At 73.3% G+C, this 19,521-nt stretch carries 14 protein-coding genes; 6 read left to right on the forward strand and 8 right to left on the reverse strand.

The genetic code is table 11. The annotated features are described in order from the left end of the window. Positions 1 to 10: 10 nt before the first annotated feature. Both MRBLML1_RS01835 and MRBLML1_RS01840 read left to right on the forward strand, forming a co-directional pair. Positions 11 to 4,705, forward strand: a complete 4,695-nt coding sequence (locus MRBLML1_RS01835) for a hypothetical protein (RefSeq protein ID WP_364510553.1) — start codon at positions 11 to 13, stop codon at positions 4,703 to 4,705. Beyond that, positions 4,687 to 5,274 carry a hypothetical protein gene (locus MRBLML1_RS01840; protein ID WP_364510556.1) on the forward strand — a complete coding sequence of 196 codons (588 nt, stop codon included), beginning with the start codon at positions 4,687 to 4,689 and terminating at the stop codon, positions 5,272 to 5,274. The genes MRBLML1_RS01835 and MRBLML1_RS01840 overlap by 19 nt, the downstream gene beginning before the upstream one ends. Position 5,275: 1 nt before the next feature. On the opposite strand, the gene MRBLML1_RS01845 is transcribed toward MRBLML1_RS01840, so the two are convergent. Beyond that, complete coding sequence (locus MRBLML1_RS01845; RefSeq protein WP_364510559.1) at positions 5,276 to 6,307, reverse strand: alpha/beta hydrolase; 1,032 nt, start codon at positions 6,305 to 6,307, stop codon at positions 5,276 to 5,278. Positions 6,308 to 6,385: 78 nt separating this feature from the next. Between MRBLML1_RS01845 and MRBLML1_RS01850 the strand changes: the two genes are divergently transcribed. The 3 genes from MRBLML1_RS01850 (at position 6,386) to MRBLML1_RS01860 (ending at position 10,363) form a co-directional block, all read left to right on the forward strand. Beyond that, a complete protein-coding gene (locus MRBLML1_RS01850; protein WP_364510562.1) occupies positions 6,386 to 8,545 on the forward strand; it encodes an RNA degradosome polyphosphate kinase in 2,160 nt (719 codons plus the stop codon). A gap of 164 nt (positions 8,546 to 8,709) precedes the next feature. Continuing rightward, a complete protein-coding gene (locus MRBLML1_RS01855; RefSeq protein WP_364510565.1) occupies positions 8,710 to 9,327 on the forward strand; it encodes a DUF47 domain-containing protein in 618 nt (205 codons plus the stop codon). 7 nt (positions 9,328 to 9,334) lie between these two features. Continuing rightward, entirely contained in the window at positions 9,335 to 10,363 is a 1,029-nt protein-coding gene (locus MRBLML1_RS01860) for an inorganic phosphate transporter (protein WP_364510568.1), read from the forward strand. A 9-nt stretch (positions 10,364 to 10,372) separates the two neighbouring features. On the opposite strand, the gene MRBLML1_RS01865 is transcribed toward MRBLML1_RS01860, so the two are convergent. The 6 genes from MRBLML1_RS01865 to MRBLML1_RS01890 all read right to left on the reverse strand — a co-directional run bounded on the left by MRBLML1_RS01865 (position 10,373) and on the right by MRBLML1_RS01890 (position 16,193). After that, positions 10,373 to 11,113 carry a response regulator transcription factor gene (locus MRBLML1_RS01865; RefSeq protein ID WP_364510571.1) on the reverse strand — a complete coding sequence of 247 codons (741 nt, stop codon included), beginning with the start codon at positions 11,111 to 11,113 and terminating at the stop codon, positions 10,373 to 10,375. A 50-nt stretch (positions 11,114 to 11,163) separates the two neighbouring features. Then, positions 11,164 to 11,943 carry a phosphate ABC transporter ATP-binding protein PstB gene (gene pstB, locus MRBLML1_RS01870; protein WP_364510574.1) on the reverse strand — a complete coding sequence of 260 codons (780 nt, stop codon included), beginning with the start codon at positions 11,941 to 11,943 and terminating at the stop codon, positions 11,164 to 11,166. Between the two features lie 11 nt (positions 11,944 to 11,954). After that, positions 11,955 to 13,013, reverse strand: coding sequence for a phosphate ABC transporter permease PstA (gene pstA / locus MRBLML1_RS01875; protein WP_364510577.1), 1,059 nt, complete (start codon positions 13,011 to 13,013; stop codon positions 11,955 to 11,957). Beyond that, positions 13,010 to 13,978: a phosphate ABC transporter permease subunit PstC gene (gene pstC / locus MRBLML1_RS01880; protein WP_364510580.1), complete on the reverse strand. Its 969-nt coding sequence runs from the start codon at positions 13,976 to 13,978 to the stop codon at positions 13,010 to 13,012. The genes pstA and pstC overlap by 4 nt, the downstream gene beginning before the upstream one ends. A 93-nt stretch (positions 13,979 to 14,071) precedes the next feature. Then, positions 14,072 to 15,166, reverse strand: coding sequence for a phosphate ABC transporter substrate-binding protein PstS (locus tag MRBLML1_RS01885; protein ID WP_364510583.1), 1,095 nt, complete (start codon positions 15,164 to 15,166; stop codon positions 14,072 to 14,074). 157 nt (positions 15,167 to 15,323) lie between these two features. Then, positions 15,324 to 16,193 (reverse strand): NUDIX hydrolase, encoded by an 870-nt coding sequence (locus MRBLML1_RS01890; RefSeq protein ID WP_364510586.1) that lies wholly within the window; start codon positions 16,191 to 16,193, stop codon positions 15,324 to 15,326. A gap of 53 nt (positions 16,194 to 16,246) precedes the next feature. Between MRBLML1_RS01890 and MRBLML1_RS01895 the strand changes: the two genes are divergently transcribed. After that, positions 16,247 to 17,317 (forward strand): hypothetical protein, encoded by a 1,071-nt coding sequence (locus MRBLML1_RS01895; RefSeq protein ID WP_364510588.1) that lies wholly within the window; start codon positions 16,247 to 16,249, stop codon positions 17,315 to 17,317. Here the strand turns inward: MRBLML1_RS01895 and MRBLML1_RS01900 are convergent. Then, positions 17,314 to 19,512 carry a heavy metal translocating P-type ATPase gene (locus MRBLML1_RS01900; RefSeq protein WP_364513094.1) on the reverse strand — a complete coding sequence of 733 codons (2,199 nt, stop codon included), beginning with the start codon at positions 19,510 to 19,512 and terminating at the stop codon, positions 17,314 to 17,316. The genes MRBLML1_RS01895 and MRBLML1_RS01900 overlap by 4 nt on opposite strands. Positions 19,513 to 19,521: the final 9 nt, after the last annotated feature.

The following is a 19,521-nucleotide window of genomic DNA, read 5'->3' on the forward strand; positions in this document are numbered from 1 at the left end:
TTTACCTTCCATGAGCTCTGTCACCGACGACGGGCCGGAGTCCGAGGACTCCCGGCTCGACGAGTCGCGCGCCGAGCGCGGCAAGGGACGCCGGGGGCGGCTGTGGCGACGCCACGACAAGGACGCCCCCGTCGTCGGTGAGCTCGACGCCGAGGACCTCGAGGAGCTGCTGCGCCGCAGCCACACCTCCGCGGTGGTCGAGGGCGAGGACGAGGCGCCCGAGCCGAGCACGCCCGCCGTGCACGAGGCGCCCGAGGACCTGCTCGCCGAGGACGACCCCGACAACATCGCCGCCCGGGTCGGGTCCCGGACCGGGCCCGCGCCGGAGGTCGACCACGACGACGTCGACTGGGACGCGGTGCTGACCTCGGGCGAGGAGCCGGAGACCGAGGTCGCGGCGGACGCTGATCCCGAGGAGACCGACGAGCCGGCGGCTCAGGTCGAGGAGCCGGCGGCCGACGAGGCCGAGGTGGAGCAGACCGAGCCGGTCGAGGAGCCCGCTGAGGAGCCCGCTGAGGAGCCGGCTGCCGAGTCCGAGGCGGACTGGGCGGCGCTGATCGACCGCGCCGTCAGCCGCGACGAGAGCGTGCCCACCGAGGGTGGCCTGGCCGCGCGGATGGCACGGGTGCGCGAGGAGCCGGAGGTGGCGGAGTACGCCGGCGAGGCTCCCGGCGCCTGGGACGGCAGCGACGACTGGTCCGCGATCATCTCCCGCGCGACCCGGCAGGGTGACCCGCTGAGCGACCCGATCGAGGACGAGCCGGACGTCGTCGCCGAGGCCGAGCCCGCGCCGGAGCCGGAGCCGGAGCCGGAGCCCGCGCCGGAGCCGGAGCCCGAGCTGGAGGCCGAGGAGCCTGCCACCGAGGAGCCCGCCGCCGAGGAGCCCGCCGCCGAGGAGCCCGCCGCCCCGGCCGGCCCCACCGGGGAGATCGGCGACCACCACACGACCGACGAGGAGGCCGGCCAGCGGATCATCGCGGCCGCCATCGACGGCGGCTTCGCCGAGCCGATCCCCGCTCCGGCGCCCAAGGGACTCGCCCGCCTGCGCCGCCGCAACGGCCCGGGGGCGGCACCGAAGCCGGAGGCGCGACCGCTCGCCGACTTCGTCGAGCCGCCGCTGCTCGAGGAGCCCATTCCCGACATCGACCGGTCGAACGACGTCCCGCGCCGCCCGGCGGAGGTCCTCGCCCAGGCCCGCGCGGAGATCGAGGCCGAGCTGGCGCCGGCGGTCGAGCCGGAGGCGGACGCCGACGTACCGACCGAGGCACCGGCCAACGCCGAGGTCGTCGCCGCGCTGGCCGCGCGGCTGCGGCGCGACGCCGAGATGGCCGCGGCGACCCAGGCCGCCGAACGGCTCGCCGCCGAGGAGGCCGCCCAGCGGGCGCACGAGGCCCGCGCCGAGGCCGACCGGCTCGCCCAGGAGCAGGCACAGACTGCCGAGATCGCGCACCGCGCCCGCGCCGAGGCCGAGGAGCTGGCCCGTGCCGAGTCGACGGCCCGGGAGGCCGCCGAGCGCGCCGCCCGTGAGCGCGCCGAGCTGGCCGACGCCGAGTCCGCGCGCCGTGAGGAGGCGGAGCGGCACGCGGTCGAGCAGGCCGAGCGCGCCGCCGCCGCGCATGCCGAGCGGGAGGCCGCGGAGGCCCGCGCCCAGGAGCAGATCGAGCTCGCCGCCGCCGCGGCCACCGCCCGGCAGGAGGCCGAGACGGCCGCCAGCAGCTACGCCGACGCCGCGCGCCAGGCCCACGAGGAGCGCGCCGCCGCCGAGGACCGGGCCCGGGTCATGGCCGAGGCCGCCGCGGTCAGCGCCGCCGAGCACGCCGAGTTCGCCCGGCGGATGCTGGAGGAGCGCGAGGCGGCGGAGCGTACGTCCGCCGAGATCGCCCAGGCCCGCGCCCTCGCCGAGGACGCCGCACGCCAGCAGGCCGCTCTCGCCCAGGAGGCGCACCGCGCCGCCGAGGCCGCCGAGGAGCGGGCCCGCCTGCTCGCGGAGCAGGCCGCCGCGAGTGCCGAGGAGCACGGCGCCCTGGCCCGCCAGGCCGTCGACGAGCGTGCCGCCGCCGAGACCGCCGCCGCCGAGCACGCCCGGCTCGCGACCGAGGCCCACGAGGCCCGGGCCGCCGCCGAGCAGGCCGCCCTGGAGCAGGCCGAGCTCGCCCGGATCGCCCTGGAGACCGCCGAGGCCGCCGAGCAGCGCTCCGAGGACGCCGCCGCCCGCGCCGCCGAGCAGGCCGCCGCTCGCGTCGCCGCCGACGAGTCCGCCGCCCAGCAGGCGCAGCGCGCCGAGGAGGCGCACGAGGCCCGCCGGCTCGCCGAGGAGGCCGCCCGCGAGCAGCTGGAGCTGGCCCGCGAGGCACAGGCCGCCGCGGCCGCCGCCCACGACTCCGCCGCCGCCCTGGCCGAGGAGAAGAAGGCCGCCACCGAGGCACTCGCGCTCGCCGCCGAGTTCGCCGCCGAGGCCACCCACGCCCGGACCGAGGCCGAGGCCCGCGCCACCAGCGCGCTCGCCGAGCTCGAGAAGGCCGCCGACGCCCACGTCCACGCCCTCGAAGGCCTCCAGACCGAGCTGGTCCAGGCCCGCGAGACCGCCCTCGAGCACGCTCGTGCCCGGGTCGAGGCCGAGGCTGCCGCCGCCGAGCAGGCCGAGGCCCGCGCGGCCGCCGAGGCCCGCGCGATCGAGCTCGCCCAGGAGCGGGAGCGCGCCCTCACCGAGGCGACCCGCGCCCGCGAGGCCGCGGAGGCCCACGCCGCCGAGCTCGCCCAGGAGCGCGAGCGCGCCCTCGCCGACGCCACCCAGGCCCGCCTCGACGCCGAGGCCCGCGCCGCCGCCGAGGCCGACGCCCGCGCGCAGGCCCTCGCCGCCGCCACCCAGGCCCGCCTGGAGGCCGAGGCCCGCGCCGCCGAGCAGGCCGAGGCCCGCGCCGCCGCCGAGACCCGCGCCCACGAGCTCTCCCGCGAACGCGAGGAGGCCCTCGCCGAGGCCGCCCGGGCCCGGGCCGCCGCCGAGGCGAACGCCGCCGACCTCGCCGACCAGGTCGCCCAGATCCGGGCCCGCCTCGACGCCCAGCCCGAGCCTGCTCCGGTTGCCGCGCCCGCGCCCGCGCCGACCGTGGCACCGGTGTGGCCGGCCGTGGTCGCACCGATCGCGGCAGTGGTGGCCGCGCCGGACGCGGAGCCCGTCGACGAGCAGCCGGACGACGCGCCCGAGCCCGAGCCGGTCCTCGAGCCTGAGCCCGAGCCCGAGGCAGTCGTCGAGCCTGAGCCCGAGCCCGAGGCAGTCGTCGAGCCTGAGCCCGAGCCCGAGGCAGTCGTCGAGCCCGAGCCCGAGCCCGAGGCAGTCGTCGAGCCCGAGCCCGAGCCCGAGGCAGTCGTCGAGCCCGAGCCCGAGCCCGAGGCAGTCGTCGAGCCCGAGCCCGAGCCCGAGCTGGTGGCGACCGAGCACGAGCCCGAGCTGGTGGCGACCGAGCACGAGCCCGAGCTGGTGGCGACCGAGCACGAGCCGGCCGCCGCCGTACCGGAGGTCCTCGCCGTCGCCGCGGCCGAGGCCGAGGAGCCCGCGACCGAGCCGGAGCCGGTCACGGCCGACGAGGTCGAGGCGGTGCGCGAGCACTACCTGCTCTCCTCCGCCGAGGACGACCTGTCCGACGTGGGCGTCGTGGAGGCTGACGAGGAGTACCTCGTGTCCTCGACCGAGACCGGGGAGCACGACCTCTCCGCGGTCACCGCGCCTGCCACCACCGCACCGACCGCTGCCGACGTGCTCGCCGCCGCCGAGTCCGCGCCGGCCGAGGAGCCCAGTGACATCGAGCGGGCGCCCTCGCTCGTCGAGCAGTGGCGCGCGGGCATCGAGCCGGCGGACGGCGAGGACGCCCCGCCCGTCGCGGCCGAGCCCAGCCTGGCCGCGCTCTGGCGTGCCTCCGCCGACGCCTCCGACGGCGCCGACGAGACGGTGGACCCGATCACGGGCGAGGACGAGGCCGTGGCCGCCGAGCTCGCGCCGCTGCGCGACTTCGACGAGCCGGAGCCCGAGCCGGAGCCGGAGCTGGAGCCGGAGCTGGAGCCGGAGCTGGAGCCCGAGCCGGACCCCGAGCCGGAGCCCGAGCCCGAGCCCGAGCCCGAGCCGGAGCCCGAGGCGCCCAGCACCACGGTGATCGACGTGGAGCCCGAGCCCGAGCCCGAGCCGGAGCCGGCCCCGCACCGTCCCTCGGCCACCGAGGCCGGCCGGGCGACCGTGGCCGCGCTGGCCACCGACACCCCCACCGGTACGACGACCGGCACCAAGCACGCCTTCCACTCCAAGCGCGGCACCTCCAGCCTCGCCTTCGTCGCGCTGCTGATCGCCGTGGCGTGCGCCGCGGTGGTCGGCCAGCAGGCGATCAAGGGCCGGATGCTCGACGACATCCCGTTGAACGCGACGCTGACGGTGGTCGCGGCGGGCCTGCTCCTCTTCGCGCTCCGTGCGCTCGGCAACACTCGCACGGTGGCGATCGACGAGCAGGGCATCCTCAAGGTGACGGTCGGCGACTTCAACAGCACCTTCGACCTGACGAGCCCGAACACCAAGATCGAGCAGACCGGCACGCCCGGCTCGCGCAACTGGCGCGTCAACATCCTGCGCCGCAGCATGTCCCCCGTCGCCGTCGACAGCCGGATGGTCGAGTCCCACAGCTTCCTGGAGGCGCTGCGCCAATGGCGACCGGACCTCTAGAGACCGACCTCGCGCACCTGCGTGCCGAGCGCGACGCCCTGGCCCTCCGGGTCGAGACGTTGAGCGAGGAGCTGGCGCGGGCGCAGGCGCGGATCACCGCGCTGGAGGCGGAGGAGGACGGCCCGCTGGCCCTGTTCGACGGGGGCGAGGACCGGCTGACCGGCGACGGCAGCGACCCGCGGGTGCTGTCGATGGTGCTCGGCGCGACCGCGGTCGTGGCGGGCATGGTGGCGTTGCTGGCCCTGCTCAACGGCAAGCTCGGCACGCCCTTCGGCGTGGTGATGATCGCGCTGACGATCCTGCTGGCGTGGGGCGCGGTGCGCACCCGGGTGGTGCCGGTGGAGGTCAGCGTGGTGCGCGGGATGGTCTACGTGCAGCAGGGCGAGACGTCGTACCGCTTCGAGGTGCGCAAGCCCGAGACCGACGTGGAGATGGTCGGCCAGCCGGGCGACCCGGGCTGGCAGGTCCGGTTCGGGCGGCGGGGCCTGGACCCGTTCGTGGTCGACGCCTCGATGGTCGACGCCCACGACTTCGTGGCACGGCTGCGGGAGTTCCGCCCCTCCTTGTGAGTCAGCGCAGGGCGGTCCGCAGCCGCCCGGCGATCTCGAGCACGGCCGCGCGACTGGTGCGCCCGGCGCCGACGATGTTGAGGAAGCCGTGGATCTGGTCCACGAAGCGCCGCATCTCCACCTCGACGCCGGCGTCGGCGAGCCGCCGCGCGTAGGCCTCGCCCTCGTCGCGCAGCGGGTCGAAGCCCGCCGTGACGAGGTACGCCGGCGCGAGACCCGCCGGGAGGTCGACGTCGAGCAGGTTGACGCGCTCGTCGGCCTTGGCCTCCGGCGTCGGCAGGTAGATCCGGTCGACCGTCGTGATCGACTCCTCGGTGAGGTAGAGGTCCTTGCCGAACAGGCGCAGGCTCTCGGTCTGCCGGTCGGCGTCGACGCAGGGGTAGACCAGCAGCTGGAAGGCGAGCGGTACGCCGGCGCGGGCCGCCTCGATCGCCGTCCAGGCCGCGATGTTGCCGCCCGCGGAGTCACCGGAGACCCCGATCCGCGCGGGGTCGGCGCCCAGCTCGTCGGCGTGGTCGTGGACCCAGCGCAGCGCGGCGAAGGCGTCGTCGAAGCCGTCGGGGAAGGGGTTCTCCGGACCGAGCCGGTACTCCACCGACAGCACCGGGACGCCGGACTCCTCGGCGAGCACCCGGCAGGGCGCGTCGTGGGAGTCGAGGTCGCCGTAGAGGAACCCACCGCCGTGGAAGAACAGCAGCAGCGGCTGGGCCTCGGTCGCGGGCCGGGCACCGTGCGGGAGGTAGTGCCGGGCGGGCAGGCCCGCCACGGTGAGCTCGCGGACGGCGCCGATCGGCTGGTCGCCGCCGACCATCCGCGCGCTCGTGAGCATCTCGGTGCGGCCGAGCGGGATGTCGGGGTTGGAGAGGTCGGCCTTGCGCGCGAGACGCTGCAGTCGCAGCATCACCTGCAGGTCGGTGGCGAGGGTCTGCCCGTCGAGCACGAGCGGGCGCCCGGCGACGGCCCGCAGGGCGGGGCCGGGCAACGCCATGAGCGTCTTGAGGGCGGCGGACTCGACGGTCGTGCGCAGGTTCACGCCGCCCAACCTACTCACCCGTAACCGGGCCGCGCGCGCGACACCTCCCGTTCACCGACGACTGCCACACTCGATTGCATGTCCACCGAGCAGCACGTCGCCGACGCCCCCTCCGACGCCGGCGAGCGCCCGGCCGCGGCGAGCGAGGCCGCGGCGTACGTCCCCGACCCCGCGCTGGTGGCGCACATCGAGTCGGTCGACAACCGGTTCGTGGACCGTGAGCTGTCGTGGCTGCGCTTCAACGAGCGGGTCCTGGAGCTGGCCGAGGACGAGAGCCTGCCGCTGCTGGAGCGGGCCCGGTTCCTGGCGATCTTCACGAGCAACCTCGACGAGTTCTTCATGGTCCGCGTGGCCGGTCTCAAGCGCCGGATCGCGACCGGCCTGGCGGTCCGGGCGGCCAGCGGGATGATGCCGCTGGAGGTGCTGGAGGCGATCTGGACCCGTGCGGACGAGCTCAGCCAGCGTCAGGCGAGCGTGTTCCAGGACAAGATCGTCCCCGCGCTGCGCGCGGAGGGCATCGCCCTGGTCCGCTGGTCCGATCTCGACCGCGACGAGCAGAAGACCTGCAAGAAGCTCTTCAAGGAGCGCGTCTACCCGGTGCTGACGCCGCTGGCGGTCGACCCGGCGCACCCGTTCCCCTACATCTCGGGTCTCTCGCTCAACCTGGCGGTGCTGATCCGCAACCCGAAGACGGGCAAGGAGCACTTCGCCCGGGTGAAGGTGCCGTCGAACTTCGACCGCTTCGTCGCGGTCGGCAACTCCCGCTTCGTGCCGCTGGAGGACGTGATCGGCGCCCACCTGGGCCGGCTCTTCCCGGGCATGGAGGTGCTGGAGGTGCACACCTTCCGGGTGACCCGCAACGAGGACCTGGAGGTCGAGGAGGACGACGCCGAGAACCTGCTCGCCGCGCTGGAGAAGGAGCTGCTGCGCCGCAAGTTCGGCCCGCCGGTGCGCCTGGAGGTCGAGGAGTCGATCGCGCCGTCCGTGCTGGAGCTGCTGGTCTCCGAGCTCGACATCACCGGCGAGGAGGTCTTCCGCCTGCCCGGGCCGCTCGACCTGCGCGGGCTGCACTCGATCGCCGACCTGCCGCGCGACGACCTCAAGTACCCCTCCTTCGTCCCTGCCACCCACCGCTGGCTGGCCGAGGTCGAGTCCGCCGCGCCGGTCGACGTGTTCAAGGCGCTGCGCCGCCGCGACGTGCTGCTGCACCACCCCTACGACTCCTTCGCCACCTCGGTGCAGCGCTTCATCGAGCAGGCCGCGGCCGACCCGCACGTGCTGGCGATCAAGCAGACGCTCTACCGCACCTCCGGGGACTCCCCGATCATCGACGCCCTGATCGACGCGGCGGAGGCCGGCAAGCAGGTGCTGGTGCTGGTGGAGATCAAGGCCCGCTTCGACGAGCAGGCCAACATCCGCTGGGCACGCAAGCTGGAGCAGGCCGGCTGCCACGTCGTCTACGGCCTGGTCGGGCTGAAGACCCACTGCAAGCTGGCGATGGTGGTCCGCGACGAGCCCGAGGGGATCCGCCGCTACACCCACATCGGCACGGGCAACTACAACCCCAAGACCTCGCGGATGTACGAGGACCTCGGCCTCCTCACCACCAACGAGACCATCGGCGAGGACGTCGCCCACCTCTTCAACAACCTCTCGGGCTGGTCCCGCAAGGCGACGTACGAGCAGCTGCTCGTCGCGCCCGACTCGGTGCGCAGCGGCCTGGTCGAGCAGTTCCACCGCGAGATCGAGCACCACCGCGCCGGGAGGCCCGCGGGCATCCGGATCAAGGCCAACTCGGTGGTCGACGAGGAGATCGTCGACGCGCTCTACCTCGCCGCCGCCGAGGGCGTCCCGGTCGAGCTGCTAGTGCGGGGCATCTGCGCGCTGCGACCCGGCGTGCCCGGCCTCAGCGAGAACGTCACGGTGCGCTCGGTGCTCGGCCGCTTCCTGGAGCACAGCCGGATCTTCTCCTTCGAGGGCGGCGGCGAGCCGACGGCCTGGATCGGCTCGGCCGACATGATGCACCGCAACCTGGACCGCCGGGTCGAGGTGCTGGTGCGGCTGCCCGAGCAGTCCCGCGACGAGGTACGACGCCTGCTGGACCTCGCCTTCGCCGAGACCACCCAGGCGTGGGAGCTGGGCGCGGACGCCCGCTGGACGCGGAACGCCGGCACCGAGCACCTGCAGGAGACGCTCATCGAGCGGCAGCGCCGCCGTCGCGACGACTCGCCGCGCTGACCTGCGCGAACAGAAAGGGCCGGCAGCACGGCGGGAGACGCGGCGACGGCAGCTCGCTGCCCCCACAGCGCGTCGGAGACGTGCTCGGCCACGACGGAATTGCGTTCACCACGTCGTGACCCCCTAGCATGAAGCCGTTCGTCTCCGCCTCAACGGGAGTCCATGTGGGTCTGCGTCTGCGTCCGGTCGACACCTCTTTCTACGACCTCTTCACCCAGTCCGCCCAGCACCTCGTGGGCGGCGCTGAGCTGCTGGCCGAGATGCTGGCCGACAACTCCGACAAGGCCTCGGTCGCCGAGCGCATGCGGGCCGCCGAGCACGCCGCCGACGAGACCACCCACGAGATCGTGAAGAAGGTCAACAGCACCTTCGTCACGCCCTTCGACCGCGAGGACATCTACGCGCTGGGCTCCGGCCTCGACGACGTGATGGACATGATGGACGAGGCCGTGGACCTGATCCTGCTCTACGAGGTCCAGGTGCTGCCGCCCGAGCTCTCCGAGCAGGTCGAGGTGCTGCGCCGCTGCGCCGAGCTGACCGCGGCCGCGATGCCCCGCCTGCAGTCGATGCAGTCGCTCGACGACTACTGGATCGAGATCAACCGGCTCGAGAACGCCGGCGACCGCAACCATCGTCGTACCCTCGCCAAGCTCTTCTCGGGTGAGTACAAGACGATCGAGGTGCTCAAGCTCAAGGACATCGTGGAGTCCCTCGAGGGCGCCATCGACGCCTTCGAGAAGGTCGCGAACACCGTCGAGCAGATCGCGGTCAAGGAAGGCTGACGGGCCTGTGAGCCTCACCCTGGCGATCGTGATCGCCGTGATCGTCATCGCCCTGGCGTTCGACTACACCAACGGCTTCCACGACGCGGCGAACGCGATCGCCACCTCGGTCTCCACGCGCGCGCTCACCCCGCGCATCGCGCTCACCCTCGCGGCGCTGATGAACTTCATCGGCGCCCTGCTGGGGCAGGAGGTCGCGAAGACCGTCGCGGACGTGATCACGATCGAGAACGACAGCGGCACCCTGCAGGTCGGGGTGCACCACGGGCTCGTCATCGTGATGGCGGGCCTGCTCGGCGCGATCATCTGGAACCTCATCACCTGGTACTTCGGGCTGCCCTCGTCCTCCTCGCACGCCCTCATCGGCGGCCTGGTCGGGGCGGCGCTGGCCGGTGGGGTGAGCGTCAAGTGGGACACCATCGTGGAGAAGGTGCTCATCCCGATGGTGGTCTCGCCGCTGTTCGGCTTCTGCGCGGCGTTCGTCGTGATGACCGCGATCCTGTGGCTGTTCCGCAAGGGCAACCCGCACCGGATCAACCGCGGCTTCCGCGGCATGCAGACGGTCTCCGCCGCGGCGCTCGCACTGGGCCACGGCCTCCAGGACGCGCAGAAGACGATGGGCGTCATCCTGCTCACCCTCGTCATCGCCTACCCCGGCTCCTACGACATCGAGACGCTCCCGCTGTGGGTCGTGCTGGCCGCGGCGACCGCGATCTCCGCCGGGACGTACGCCGGTGGGTGGCGCATCATGCGCACCCTGGGCCGCAAGATCATCCACCTCGACCCGCCGCGCGGCTTCGCCGCCGAGTCGGTGGGCGCGGGCGTGCTCTACACGACCGCGTTCGTGTTCCACGCGCCGATCTCGACCACGCACACCATCACCTCCGCGGTGATGGGCGCCGGCGCCACCAAGCGCTTCTCCGCGGTGCGCTGGGGCATGGCGCGCACGATCCTGGCCGCCTGGGTCTCGACCTTCCCGGCCGCCGCGCTCGCCGCGTGGGGCTGCTACGAGATCCTCAAGGTCGTCCTGTTGTGACCGACAGGCTCAGGCCGGGTCGATGGTAAGGCTGTAGCCCCGGCCCCGCACCCGTCGTACGACGGCCGCCGCGCCGAGCCGCGCGCGCAGCCGCGTGACGTGCATGGCGATCGTGTTGCCGCCCGGCCGGTGGCCGCTGGTGCCCCACAACGCGTCCCCGAGCTCGTCGTCGGTGACCACGCCGGGCGCGTGCAGCATGAGCGTGCGCAGCAGCTCGAACTCCTTGAGCGGCAGGTCCGCGATCCGCTGCCCGTCCACCCGCACGGTGAACGCGGTCGCGTCCAGCTCGATCGGCCCGACCTCGACCCGCGCGTGCTCGGAGACCGAGCGCGGCCCGTGCGCCATCAGCTCCCACAGGTGCTGTGGGGCGTAGGGCCGCAGCACCACCGCGGAGGCACCGGCGAGCATGAGCGAGCCGACGCCGTTCTCGGTGACGTCCTCGGTCCCCGCGATGACGTACGGCGAGCCGAGGCGCCGGATCACGCCGACGAACTCCTCCGCCGGGATCCCCGGCGCCTCCGGCACGACCAGCACCGCGTGCGGGTCGGTCCGGCCGAACTCCACGAGGGCGTCCAGGGTCGACCCGACCCAGGTCACGTGCACGCCGTGACCGGCCATCCCGTCGGCCAGTGCGCCCTCGTCCGGCCGCGGGTCGACCACCAGGAGCTGGGCTCCGGTGGTCTCCGTCCAGCGGTGGAGGTAGGCGCGCACGGACTGCCGACGGGCGTCCCGCCCGTCCCGCATCGCCATCTGTGCTCCGTTCCGATCTCCGTGCTGCATCCCGAGCGCAGCGGCGTCGATCAGCCGAAGCGACCAGAGATGTAGGCCTCGGTCGCGGGGTCGTCGGGGTTGGCGAACATCTTCTTGGTCGGGTTGAACTCCACCAGGTGGCCGGGCTCGCCGGTCGCCTTGAGGTTGAAGAAGCCGGTGTCGTCGGAGACCCGCGCCGCCTGCTGCATGTTGTGCGTGACGATCACGATCGTGAACTCGTCCTTGAGCTCGTGGATCAGGTCCTCGATGGCGGAGGTCGAGATCGGGTCGAGCGCCGAGCACGGCTCGTCCATCAGCAGGACCTGCGGCTCGACGGCGATCGCGCGGGCGATGCACAACCGCTGCTGCTGGCCACCGGACAGGCCCATGCCCGGCTTGTTGAGCCGGTCCTTGACCTCGTTCCACAGGTTCGCGCCGCGCAGCGACTTCTCCACGACCGCGTCGGCCTCGGACTTCTTCAGCTTGCCCGCGTTGAGCTTCAGGCCCGCGAGGACGTTGTCGTAGATCGACATCGTCGGGAACGGGTTGGGGCGCTGGAAGACCATCCCGACCTGGCGGCGTACGGCGACCGGGTCGACGCCCGGGTCGTACAGGTCCTGGCCGTCGACGACGATCTTGCCCTCGACCCGCGCGCCCGGGATCACCTCGTGCATGCGGTTGAGCGAGCGCAGGAAGGTCGACTTGCCGCACCCGGAGGGGCCGATGAACGCGGTGACCGCGCCGGCGCGGACCGACATGTTGACGCCCTCGACCGCGAGGAAGTCGCCGTAGTAGATGTTGACGTCGGAGACGTCGATGCTCTTGGCCATGGTGGTTCCTATCAGCCCTTCTTGGGGGCGAAGATCTTGCCGACGATGCGGGCGGTGAGGTTGAGCACCACCACGATGATGATGAGGATGAAGGCGGCGCCCCAGGCGATCGCCTCGGCGGGCGCGTCGCCGCGCAGGTTCTGCCCGTAGATGAGCACCGGCAGGGTGGTCATCGAGCCCTCGAACAGGTTCATGTTCGTGCGGTCGGTCGCACCGGCGATGAGCAGCAGCGGGGCGGTCTCGCCGATCACCCGGGAGATGGCGAGGGTGATGCCGGTGAGGATGCCGCCGAGCGCGGTCGGCAGGACGATCCGCACGATGGTCTTCCACTTCGGCGTGCCGAGGGCGTACGACGCCTCGCGCAGGTCGTCCGGCACGAGCATCAGCATCTCCTCGGTCGCCCGTACGACGATCGGGATCATCAGCAGCGACAGCGCCACCGATCCTCCGAACCCGGAGACGTACGCCGGCCCGAAGAGCAGCGTGAAGAGGGCGAAGGCGAACAGGCCGGCCACGATCGAGGGGATGCCCGTCATCACGTCGACCAGGAAGGTGATCGCCTTGGCGAGCTTGTTCTTCTTGCCGTACTCCACGAGGTAGATCGCCGCCATCACGCCGACCGGGACCGAGATCACCGCCGCCCCGAGGGTGATCAGCAGGGTGCCGATGATGGCGTGGTAGATGCCGACCGGCTGGTCGATCTGGGTCTTGAAGAACGAGTAGCTGAGGAAGGTGCCGTCGATCCGGTCGAAGCCCTTGGAGATCACCCGCCACAGCAGGGAGATCAGCGGGACGACGGCGACCAGGAAGGTCGTCCAGATCAGGCCGGTCATCAACCGGTCGGTCGCTCCCCGGCGGCCCTCGACGAAGAGCGACCACAGCGGCAGCGCCGCGAGGAAGGCGAGCACCCCGATCAGCACGGCGCCGACGGTGCCCGTGCCGAGGACGACCAGCAGCAGGGCGAGCGCGACGGCGATGCCGGCGACGATGAGCGGCGCCACGCGGGGCAGCCGCGGTTGGACGAGCGGGATGTGGGCCCGCTCCTGGACCTCGTGCGCGGTGGTGGTCATCGGGCCATCCGCCTCTCGCTGCGGCCGATGATCCACCGGGCCGCGAAGTTCACCAGGAAGGTCAGCAGGAAGAGCACCAGACCGGTCGCCACCAGGACGTTGAGCAGGTCGGCGCTGCGCTCCTTGTACTTGAGCGCGATGTTCGCGGCGATCGAGGTCGGGCTGGACGTCGCGATGATGTTCCACGACAGCCCGAAGCCGACCGAGAGCACCATGGCGACGGCCATCGTCTCGCCCAGCGCGCGGCCCAGGCCCAGCATGACCGCGGAGACCATGCCGGAGCGCGAGTAGGGGAAGACGGTCATCCGGATCATCTCCCAGCGGGTGGCGCCCAGCGCCAGCGCGGCCTCCTCGTGCAGGCGCGGCGTGCGGGAGAAGACCTCGCGGGTGATCGCGGTGATGATCGGCAGGATCATGATGGCCAGCACGATGCCGACGGTGAGCCACGAGCGGCCGGCCGCGTTCGGCTCGCCGAAGAGCGCGCCCAGGAGCGGCCAGGACCCGAAGGTCTCGTGCAGCCAGTTGTGCAACGGCACCAGCTTGCCCGCCAGGTAGAACGCGCCCCACAGGCCGTAGACGACCGAGGGCACCGCGGCGAGCAGGTCGATCACGAAGGCGACCGGGGTGGACAGCCACTTCGGTGCGTAGTGGCTGATCACCAGCGCGATGCCGAAGGCCAGGGGCACCGCGATGATCAGCGCGATGATCGAGACCGTGAAGGTGCCGACGAGCAGCGGCCAGACGTAGCCCAGGAAGCTCTCGGCGTGCGGTCCGTAGACCTCCGAGGCCTTGGTGAAGCCGGTGGCTCCCTTGGCCAGCAGGAAGATGAAGACGCCGGCGAGGGCGGCCAGGATCGTGAGTCCGGCGGCGAGCGCCGCTCCGGAGAAGATGCGGTCGCCGATGCCACCGCGAACGCTGGCCCACTCGGCGGGCGCGTCCTCGATCTCGGCGGTGGGGGCTGTCACTGGGTCACCTCAGGGTGCTCGGGATGGTGCGGGGGGAACGCGACGGGTGGAGGGGTGGGGACGGGCAGCACCCGTCCCCACCCCTCCGGGACGTCAGTTCGCGGAGATCTTCGCGACGATGTCCTGGGCCTTCTTGGCCGTCTCGGCCGAGAGCTTCGCCGAGCCGGCGTTCTCCGCGGAGGCCGCCTGGCCCTCGTCGGAGACGATGTACTTGAAGTAGCCCCCGACGTTCGCGGCCTCGGTCGCGTCGTCGTACTTCTCGCAGGCGATCAGGTAGGACAGCAGGATGACCGGGTAGGCGCCGGCCTCGGTGGTCTTGCGGTCCACGTCGACGGCGATGTCGGTCGCGTCGCGGCCCTCGACGACCGGGGAGACCTCGACGGTCTTGGCGGCACCCTCGGGCGACGGCGCGACGTACTCCTCGCCGACCTTCACCGAGACGTGCTTGAGGTCGCCGGTCTGGCTGGCGTCGGCGTAGCCGATGGTGCCCTCGGTGTCGGTGACCTGCTTGACGACACCCGAGGTGCCCTCGGCGGAGAGACCGCCGGACACCGGGAAGGCGTCCTCGGCCTCGTACTTCCACGCCTCCGGCGCGACCTTGTTGAGGTAGTCGGTGAAGTTCTTGGTCGTGCCCGAGTCGTCGGAGCGGTGGACCGGGGAGATCTTGAGGTCGGGGAGCTCGACGCCGTCGTTCTGGTCGGCGATCGCCTTGTCGTTCCACTTGGTGATCTTGTTGTCGAAGATCTTCGCGATCGTGGCCGCGTCGAGCTTGAGCTCGTCGACGCCGGGCACGTTGAACGCGATGGCGATGGAGGAGATGTAGGCCGGGACCTCGACGATCGTGCCGCCGCAGCGCTCCTTGGCCTTGGTCAGGTCCTCGTCCTTGATGTAGGAGTCGGAGCCGGCGAAGGACAGCGCCTTGCTGATGAACTGGCTGCGGCCGTCGGTCGAGCCGAGCAGGCGGTAGTCGATGGTGAGGCCGCTGTTCTTGCCCTGGAAGTTGGTCTTCCAGGCCTCCTGGGCCTTCTCCTGCGACGTCGCGCCACCACCGGTGAGGTTGCCGCTGAGACCGTCGGAGCTGTTGTCGTCGCTGCCGCCGTCCTCGTTGGACGCGCCGCAGGCGCTCATGAGCAGGGCGAGGGCGGCAACGCCGGGCACCGCGGCGCGGTGCAGGGACTTGAGCTTCAAGGAACTTGCCTCTCAGAGGTGAGGGGCGAGCTGAGAACGGCCCCTCGATTCGTACTGGACACCGGCAAGTTAGGGAGCGGCGGTAACACAACTCCCCGGCAGACCTGAACGGCCGGTGAACAGTGGCGGTCCGAGCGGCGCTGGTGCGTGTCCGCCGTTACACCGCTCGCGGGCGGTGCCGCTCGGCCGCCACCACCGCGCCCTTGCGCACGTGCAGGACCAGCATCTCGCCGGGCTCCAGCGCCTCGCCGTCGGGAGGCGCGGCGAGCCCGGCGGCGTCGTAGACCAGCGGCAGGACAGGACGGTGGGTGCACAGCACGCTGCCCTGCTCCTCGTCGAGCAGCTCCTCCACCAGCCTGGCGACCGCGCGCGGGGTGGCCCGCTCCTCGCTCAGCCGCGGGCGCAGGTCGAGGTCGAGGTCGGCCGTCTCGGCGTAGGGCCGCACCGTCTGCACGCAGCGGGTGCTCGTGGAGGTGGTGATCCGGGTGACGTCGTACGCCGCCAGCAGGGCCACCAGCCGGTCCGCCTGGTGCTCGCCGACCCGCAGCAAGGGGCGTGAGGCGTCGTCGCCGCGCCAGGTCTTGCGCGAGCGCGCCTGCCCGTGCCGCAGCACGACGACCGCGCGGGTCTTGCGGCGCACCGTCAGGGCCGCGGCGAGGGTGGTCCGGTCGTGCTCGTAGGTCAGCCGGACCATCGCCTCGTCGAAGGGCACCCAGGCGACGCCGTCGATCTCGTCGTTGGGCCGGTAGCCGCTGACGTCGTCGTCTCCCACGACCCGGCCGGTCCAGTAGTGCACGGTCTTCATCCGGCGCGCGACCGGGTAGCGCTGCGAGGGCAGCGGCGGGCCGAGCCGGACGTGCGCGCCGGTCTCCTCGGCGACCTCGCGGACCGCCGCGGCCACCGGGTGCTCGCCGCGGTCCAGCTTGCCCTTGGGGAACGACCAGTCGTCGTACTTGGGCCGGTGCACGAGCAGCACCTCCCGGCCGGGCCGGAAGACGACCACGCCGGCGGCGAGAATGTCGGGCACGGGCCTAGATTAGGGGCACCGCTCGCTCTCGGCCGACTGAGGAGATCCTCGCGTTGCTCCGCCTCCCCCGCTGGTCCGTCCGCCGCTGGCTCGTGCTCGCGGCCGCGCTCGCCGTCGTGGTCGCCGGCCTGGTCGTCGTGTGGGTGGCCCGCGACGGCGAGCGCACCCGGCTGGAGCGAGCGCTGGAGGTCGTGCCGGAGTCGACCCAGCGGTTCAGCTGGACCGACTGGACGGCGGTGCGCGACACGGTCGGCACGAACGTCGACGCCGGCTCCTCCGCCGAGGACGTCCGCTCCTTCCTGCTCACCGCCTACGACCGCGACCTCACCGCCACCACCGCGCTCGACGACTCCGGGCCGGCGATGCAGACGACGCTCGGGTTCTCCCCCGCCAGCCTGGACTGGGAGCTCTTCGCGCAGGGCTCGGACGGCGCCCTGGTGGCGATGGGCCTTCCCGAGGGGTACGACGTCGCGGCGCTCCGCGACCGGCTCCGCGACCTCGGCTACAGCGAGCCGGACGCGGCCGACGGGGTCTGGGACGCGGGCACCGACCTGGTGTCCCGGCTCGGCGACGGCAGCCTGACGCCCGAGCTGGCGGCGCTGCAGATCGACGACGACGACCACGTGCTCTACGCGGCCGACCAGGCGTCGTACCTGCGCGGGCGCGCGGACGCCGCCCGCGGCGAGCGCGACGACGCGACCGCGACCGCCGCCGGCGCGCTCGGCGACCCGCCGAGCGCGCTGCTGCTGGGCGGCGACCAGGCCTGCACGGAGCTGGCGATGAGCGAGGCCGACGACGCCGACAAGGTGCGGGCGGCCGAGCTGGTGAAGGAGGCCGGCGGGGTGCACCCGCTGACCGGGTTCGCGATCGCGACGGAGCCAGGTGGCGGCGTACGGGTGGCGATGACGCTGGAGAAGGCGGACCAGGCCCGTGCCGACGCCGACAGCCGCTCCCAGCTCGCGGCCGGGGAGGCGCCCGGCCAGGGCGGCACCTTCCCCGACCGGTTCCGGCTGGGGAAGGTGAGCGCCGACGGCACCCTGCTGACGATGGCGCTGGAGCCGCGGGACGGCCAGTCGGTGCTCTCCGACCTCGCCGACGGGCCGCTGCTCTTCGCGACCTGCTAGCGGAAGGTCCGCAGGCGCAGGCTGTTGGACACCACGAACACGCTGGAGAAGGCCATCGCGGCGCCGGCGAGCATCGGGCTGAGCAGGGCCGCCGCGGCCAGCGGCAGTGCCGCCACGTTGTAGGCGAACGCCCAGAACAGGTTGCCCTTGATCGTGGCGAGGGTACGACGCGCCAGGCGGACCCCGTCCGCGGCCACCCGCAGGTCGCCGCTCACGATGGTCAGGTCGCTGGCCTCGCGGGCCACGTCCGTGCCGGTGCCCATCGCGATCCCGAGGTCGGCCTGGGCGAGCGCGGCGGCGTCGTTGATGCCGTCGCCGACCATCGCGACGCTGCGGCCCTCGGCCTGGCGGGCGGCGACGTAGGCCTGCTTCTCGGCGGGCAGCACCCCCGCGACCACCTCGTCGATGCCGACCTCGGCGGCGACCGCCCGGGCGGCCCGCTCGTTGTCGCCGGTCAGCAGCACCGGGCGCAGGCCGAGCGAGCGCATCCGGGCCACCGCGTCGGCAGCGCCCTCCTTGACCGTGTCCGCGACGGCGAGCACGCCGCGGGCGCGGCCGTCCCAGCCGACCACGACCGCGGTCGCGCCCTGGTCCTCGGCGGCGTCGGCCGCCTGCCGCACCGCGTCGGGCACGCTCAGCCCCTGCTCGGCCACGAACCCGAGCCGGCCGATGACGGCGGGCTCGCCGTCCACCACGCCGGTCACGCCGAGCCCGGCGACCGCGGCGAAGTCGCTCAGCGCACCCCGCTCGGGCACGGCCGCGGCGATGGCCTGGGCGATCGGGTGCTCGGAGCCGGCCTCGAGCGTGGCGGCGACGCGTCGTACGGCGGCCTCGTCGTCGGCGACGACGGAGGCGAGCCGCATCCGGCCGGTCGTCACGGTGCCGGTCTTGTCGAGCACGATGGTGTCGACGGCGCGGGCCGACTCCAGCGCCTCGGGTCCGCGGACCAGGATCCCGAGCTGGGCGCCCCGGCCGGTGCCGACCATCAGCGCGGTCGGCGTCGCCAGCCCGAGGGCGCACGGGCAGGCGATGATCAGCACCGCGACGGCGGCCGTGAACGCCACCGGCGCGCCCGCACCGGCGCCGAGCCAGAAGCCGAGCGTCGCGACGGCGAGCACGATCACCACCGGCACGAACACCCCGGAGATCCGGTCGGCCAGCCGCTGCGCGGCCGCCTTGCCGGCCTGCGCGTCCTCGACCAGCCGGGTGAGCTGGGCGAGCTGGGTGTCGGCGCCGACCCGGGTCGCCCGGACCACGAGCCGTCCGGTCGTGTTCACGGTGGCGCCCACGACGCTGTCGCCCGCGCCGACCTCGACCGGCACCGACTCACCCGTCAGAAGCGAGGCGTCCACGGCGGAGCTGCCGGAGACGACGGTGCCGTCGGTGGCCACCTTCTCCCCCGGCCGTACGACGAACAGGTCGTCCACCGCGAGCGCCGCCAGCGGCACCGCCGTCTCCGGCCCGTCCGGGCCGTCGCGGAGCACCGCGACCTCACGGACGCCCGTCTCGGCGAGCGCCCGGAGCGCGGCTCCGGCGCGGCGCTTGGAGCGCTTCTCGAAGTAGCGCCCCGCCAGCAGGAAGGTGGTCACCCCGGCCGCGGTCTCCAGGTAGATGTCGCCGAGGCCGTTGCTCGGCGCCTCTCCCCAGCCGGTGAACAGCTGGAACGGGTGCCGCATCCCGTCGTCCCCGGCGTCGCCGACGAAGAGCGCCACCAGCGACCAGCCGAGGGCGGCGAGCACCCCCATCGAGACCAGGGTGTCCATGGTCGCGGCGCCGTGGCGCAGGTTGACCCACGCGGCGCGGTGGAACGGCCAGGCGCCCCAGGTCGCGACCGGCGCGGCCAGGGTCAGCGAGGCCCACTGCCAGTGGTCGAACTGCAGCGGCGGGACCATCGCGACGAGCACGACCGGCACCGCCAGCACCAGCGACCACAGCAGCCGGGTGCGCAGCGCGTCCAGCTCGGGATCGGCGTCGGCGGCGGCGTCATCGGCGGCCCCGCGGGCCGGCTCGTCGGGCGCGGCGTGCACCCGGGCGCCGTACCCGGCTGCCTCGACGGCCTCGATCAGCGTGCCCACCTCGACCTCGGCAGGGTGCTGCACGCGGGCCCGCTCGGTGGCGTAGTTGACCGTCGCGGTGACCCCGTCGAGCTTGTTGAGCTTGCGCTCGATCCGGTTCGCGCAGGACGCGCAGGTCATCCCGGTCAG

It is taken from the genome of Nocardioides sp. LML1-1-1.1, from assembly GCF_040676175.1.
In the GTDB taxonomy this organism is placed as follows: Bacteria; Actinomycetota; Actinomycetes; order Propionibacteriales; family Nocardioidaceae; genus Nocardioides.

Bases quoted from the DNA above. Each gene is read 5' to 3' on its own strand.
- MRBLML1_RS01865 (WP_364510571.1), bottom strand. From the start codon at position 11,113: ATGGCGATGCGGGACGGGCGGGACGCCCGTCGGCAGTCCGTGCGCGCC.
- MRBLML1_RS01850 (WP_364510562.1), top strand. From the start codon at position 6,386: ATGTCCACCGAGCAGCACGTCGCCGACGCCCCCTCCGACGCCGGCGAG.
- MRBLML1_RS01840 (WP_364510556.1), top strand. From the start codon at position 4,687: ATGGCGACCGGACCTCTAGAGACCGACCTCGCGCACCTGCGTGCCGAG.
- pstA (WP_364510577.1), bottom strand. From the start codon at position 13,013: ATGACCACCACCGCGCACGAGGTCCAGGAGCGGGCCCACATCCCGCTC.
- MRBLML1_RS01835 (WP_364510553.1), top strand. From the start codon at position 11: ATGAGCTCTGTCACCGACGACGGGCCGGAGTCCGAGGACTCCCGGCTC.
- MRBLML1_RS01900 (WP_364513094.1), bottom strand. From the start codon at position 19,512: ATGACCTGCGCGTCCTGCGCGAACCGGATCGAGCGCAAGCTCAACAAG.
- pstB (WP_364510574.1), bottom strand. From the start codon at position 11,943: ATGGCCAAGAGCATCGACGTCTCCGACGTCAACATCTACTACGGCGAC.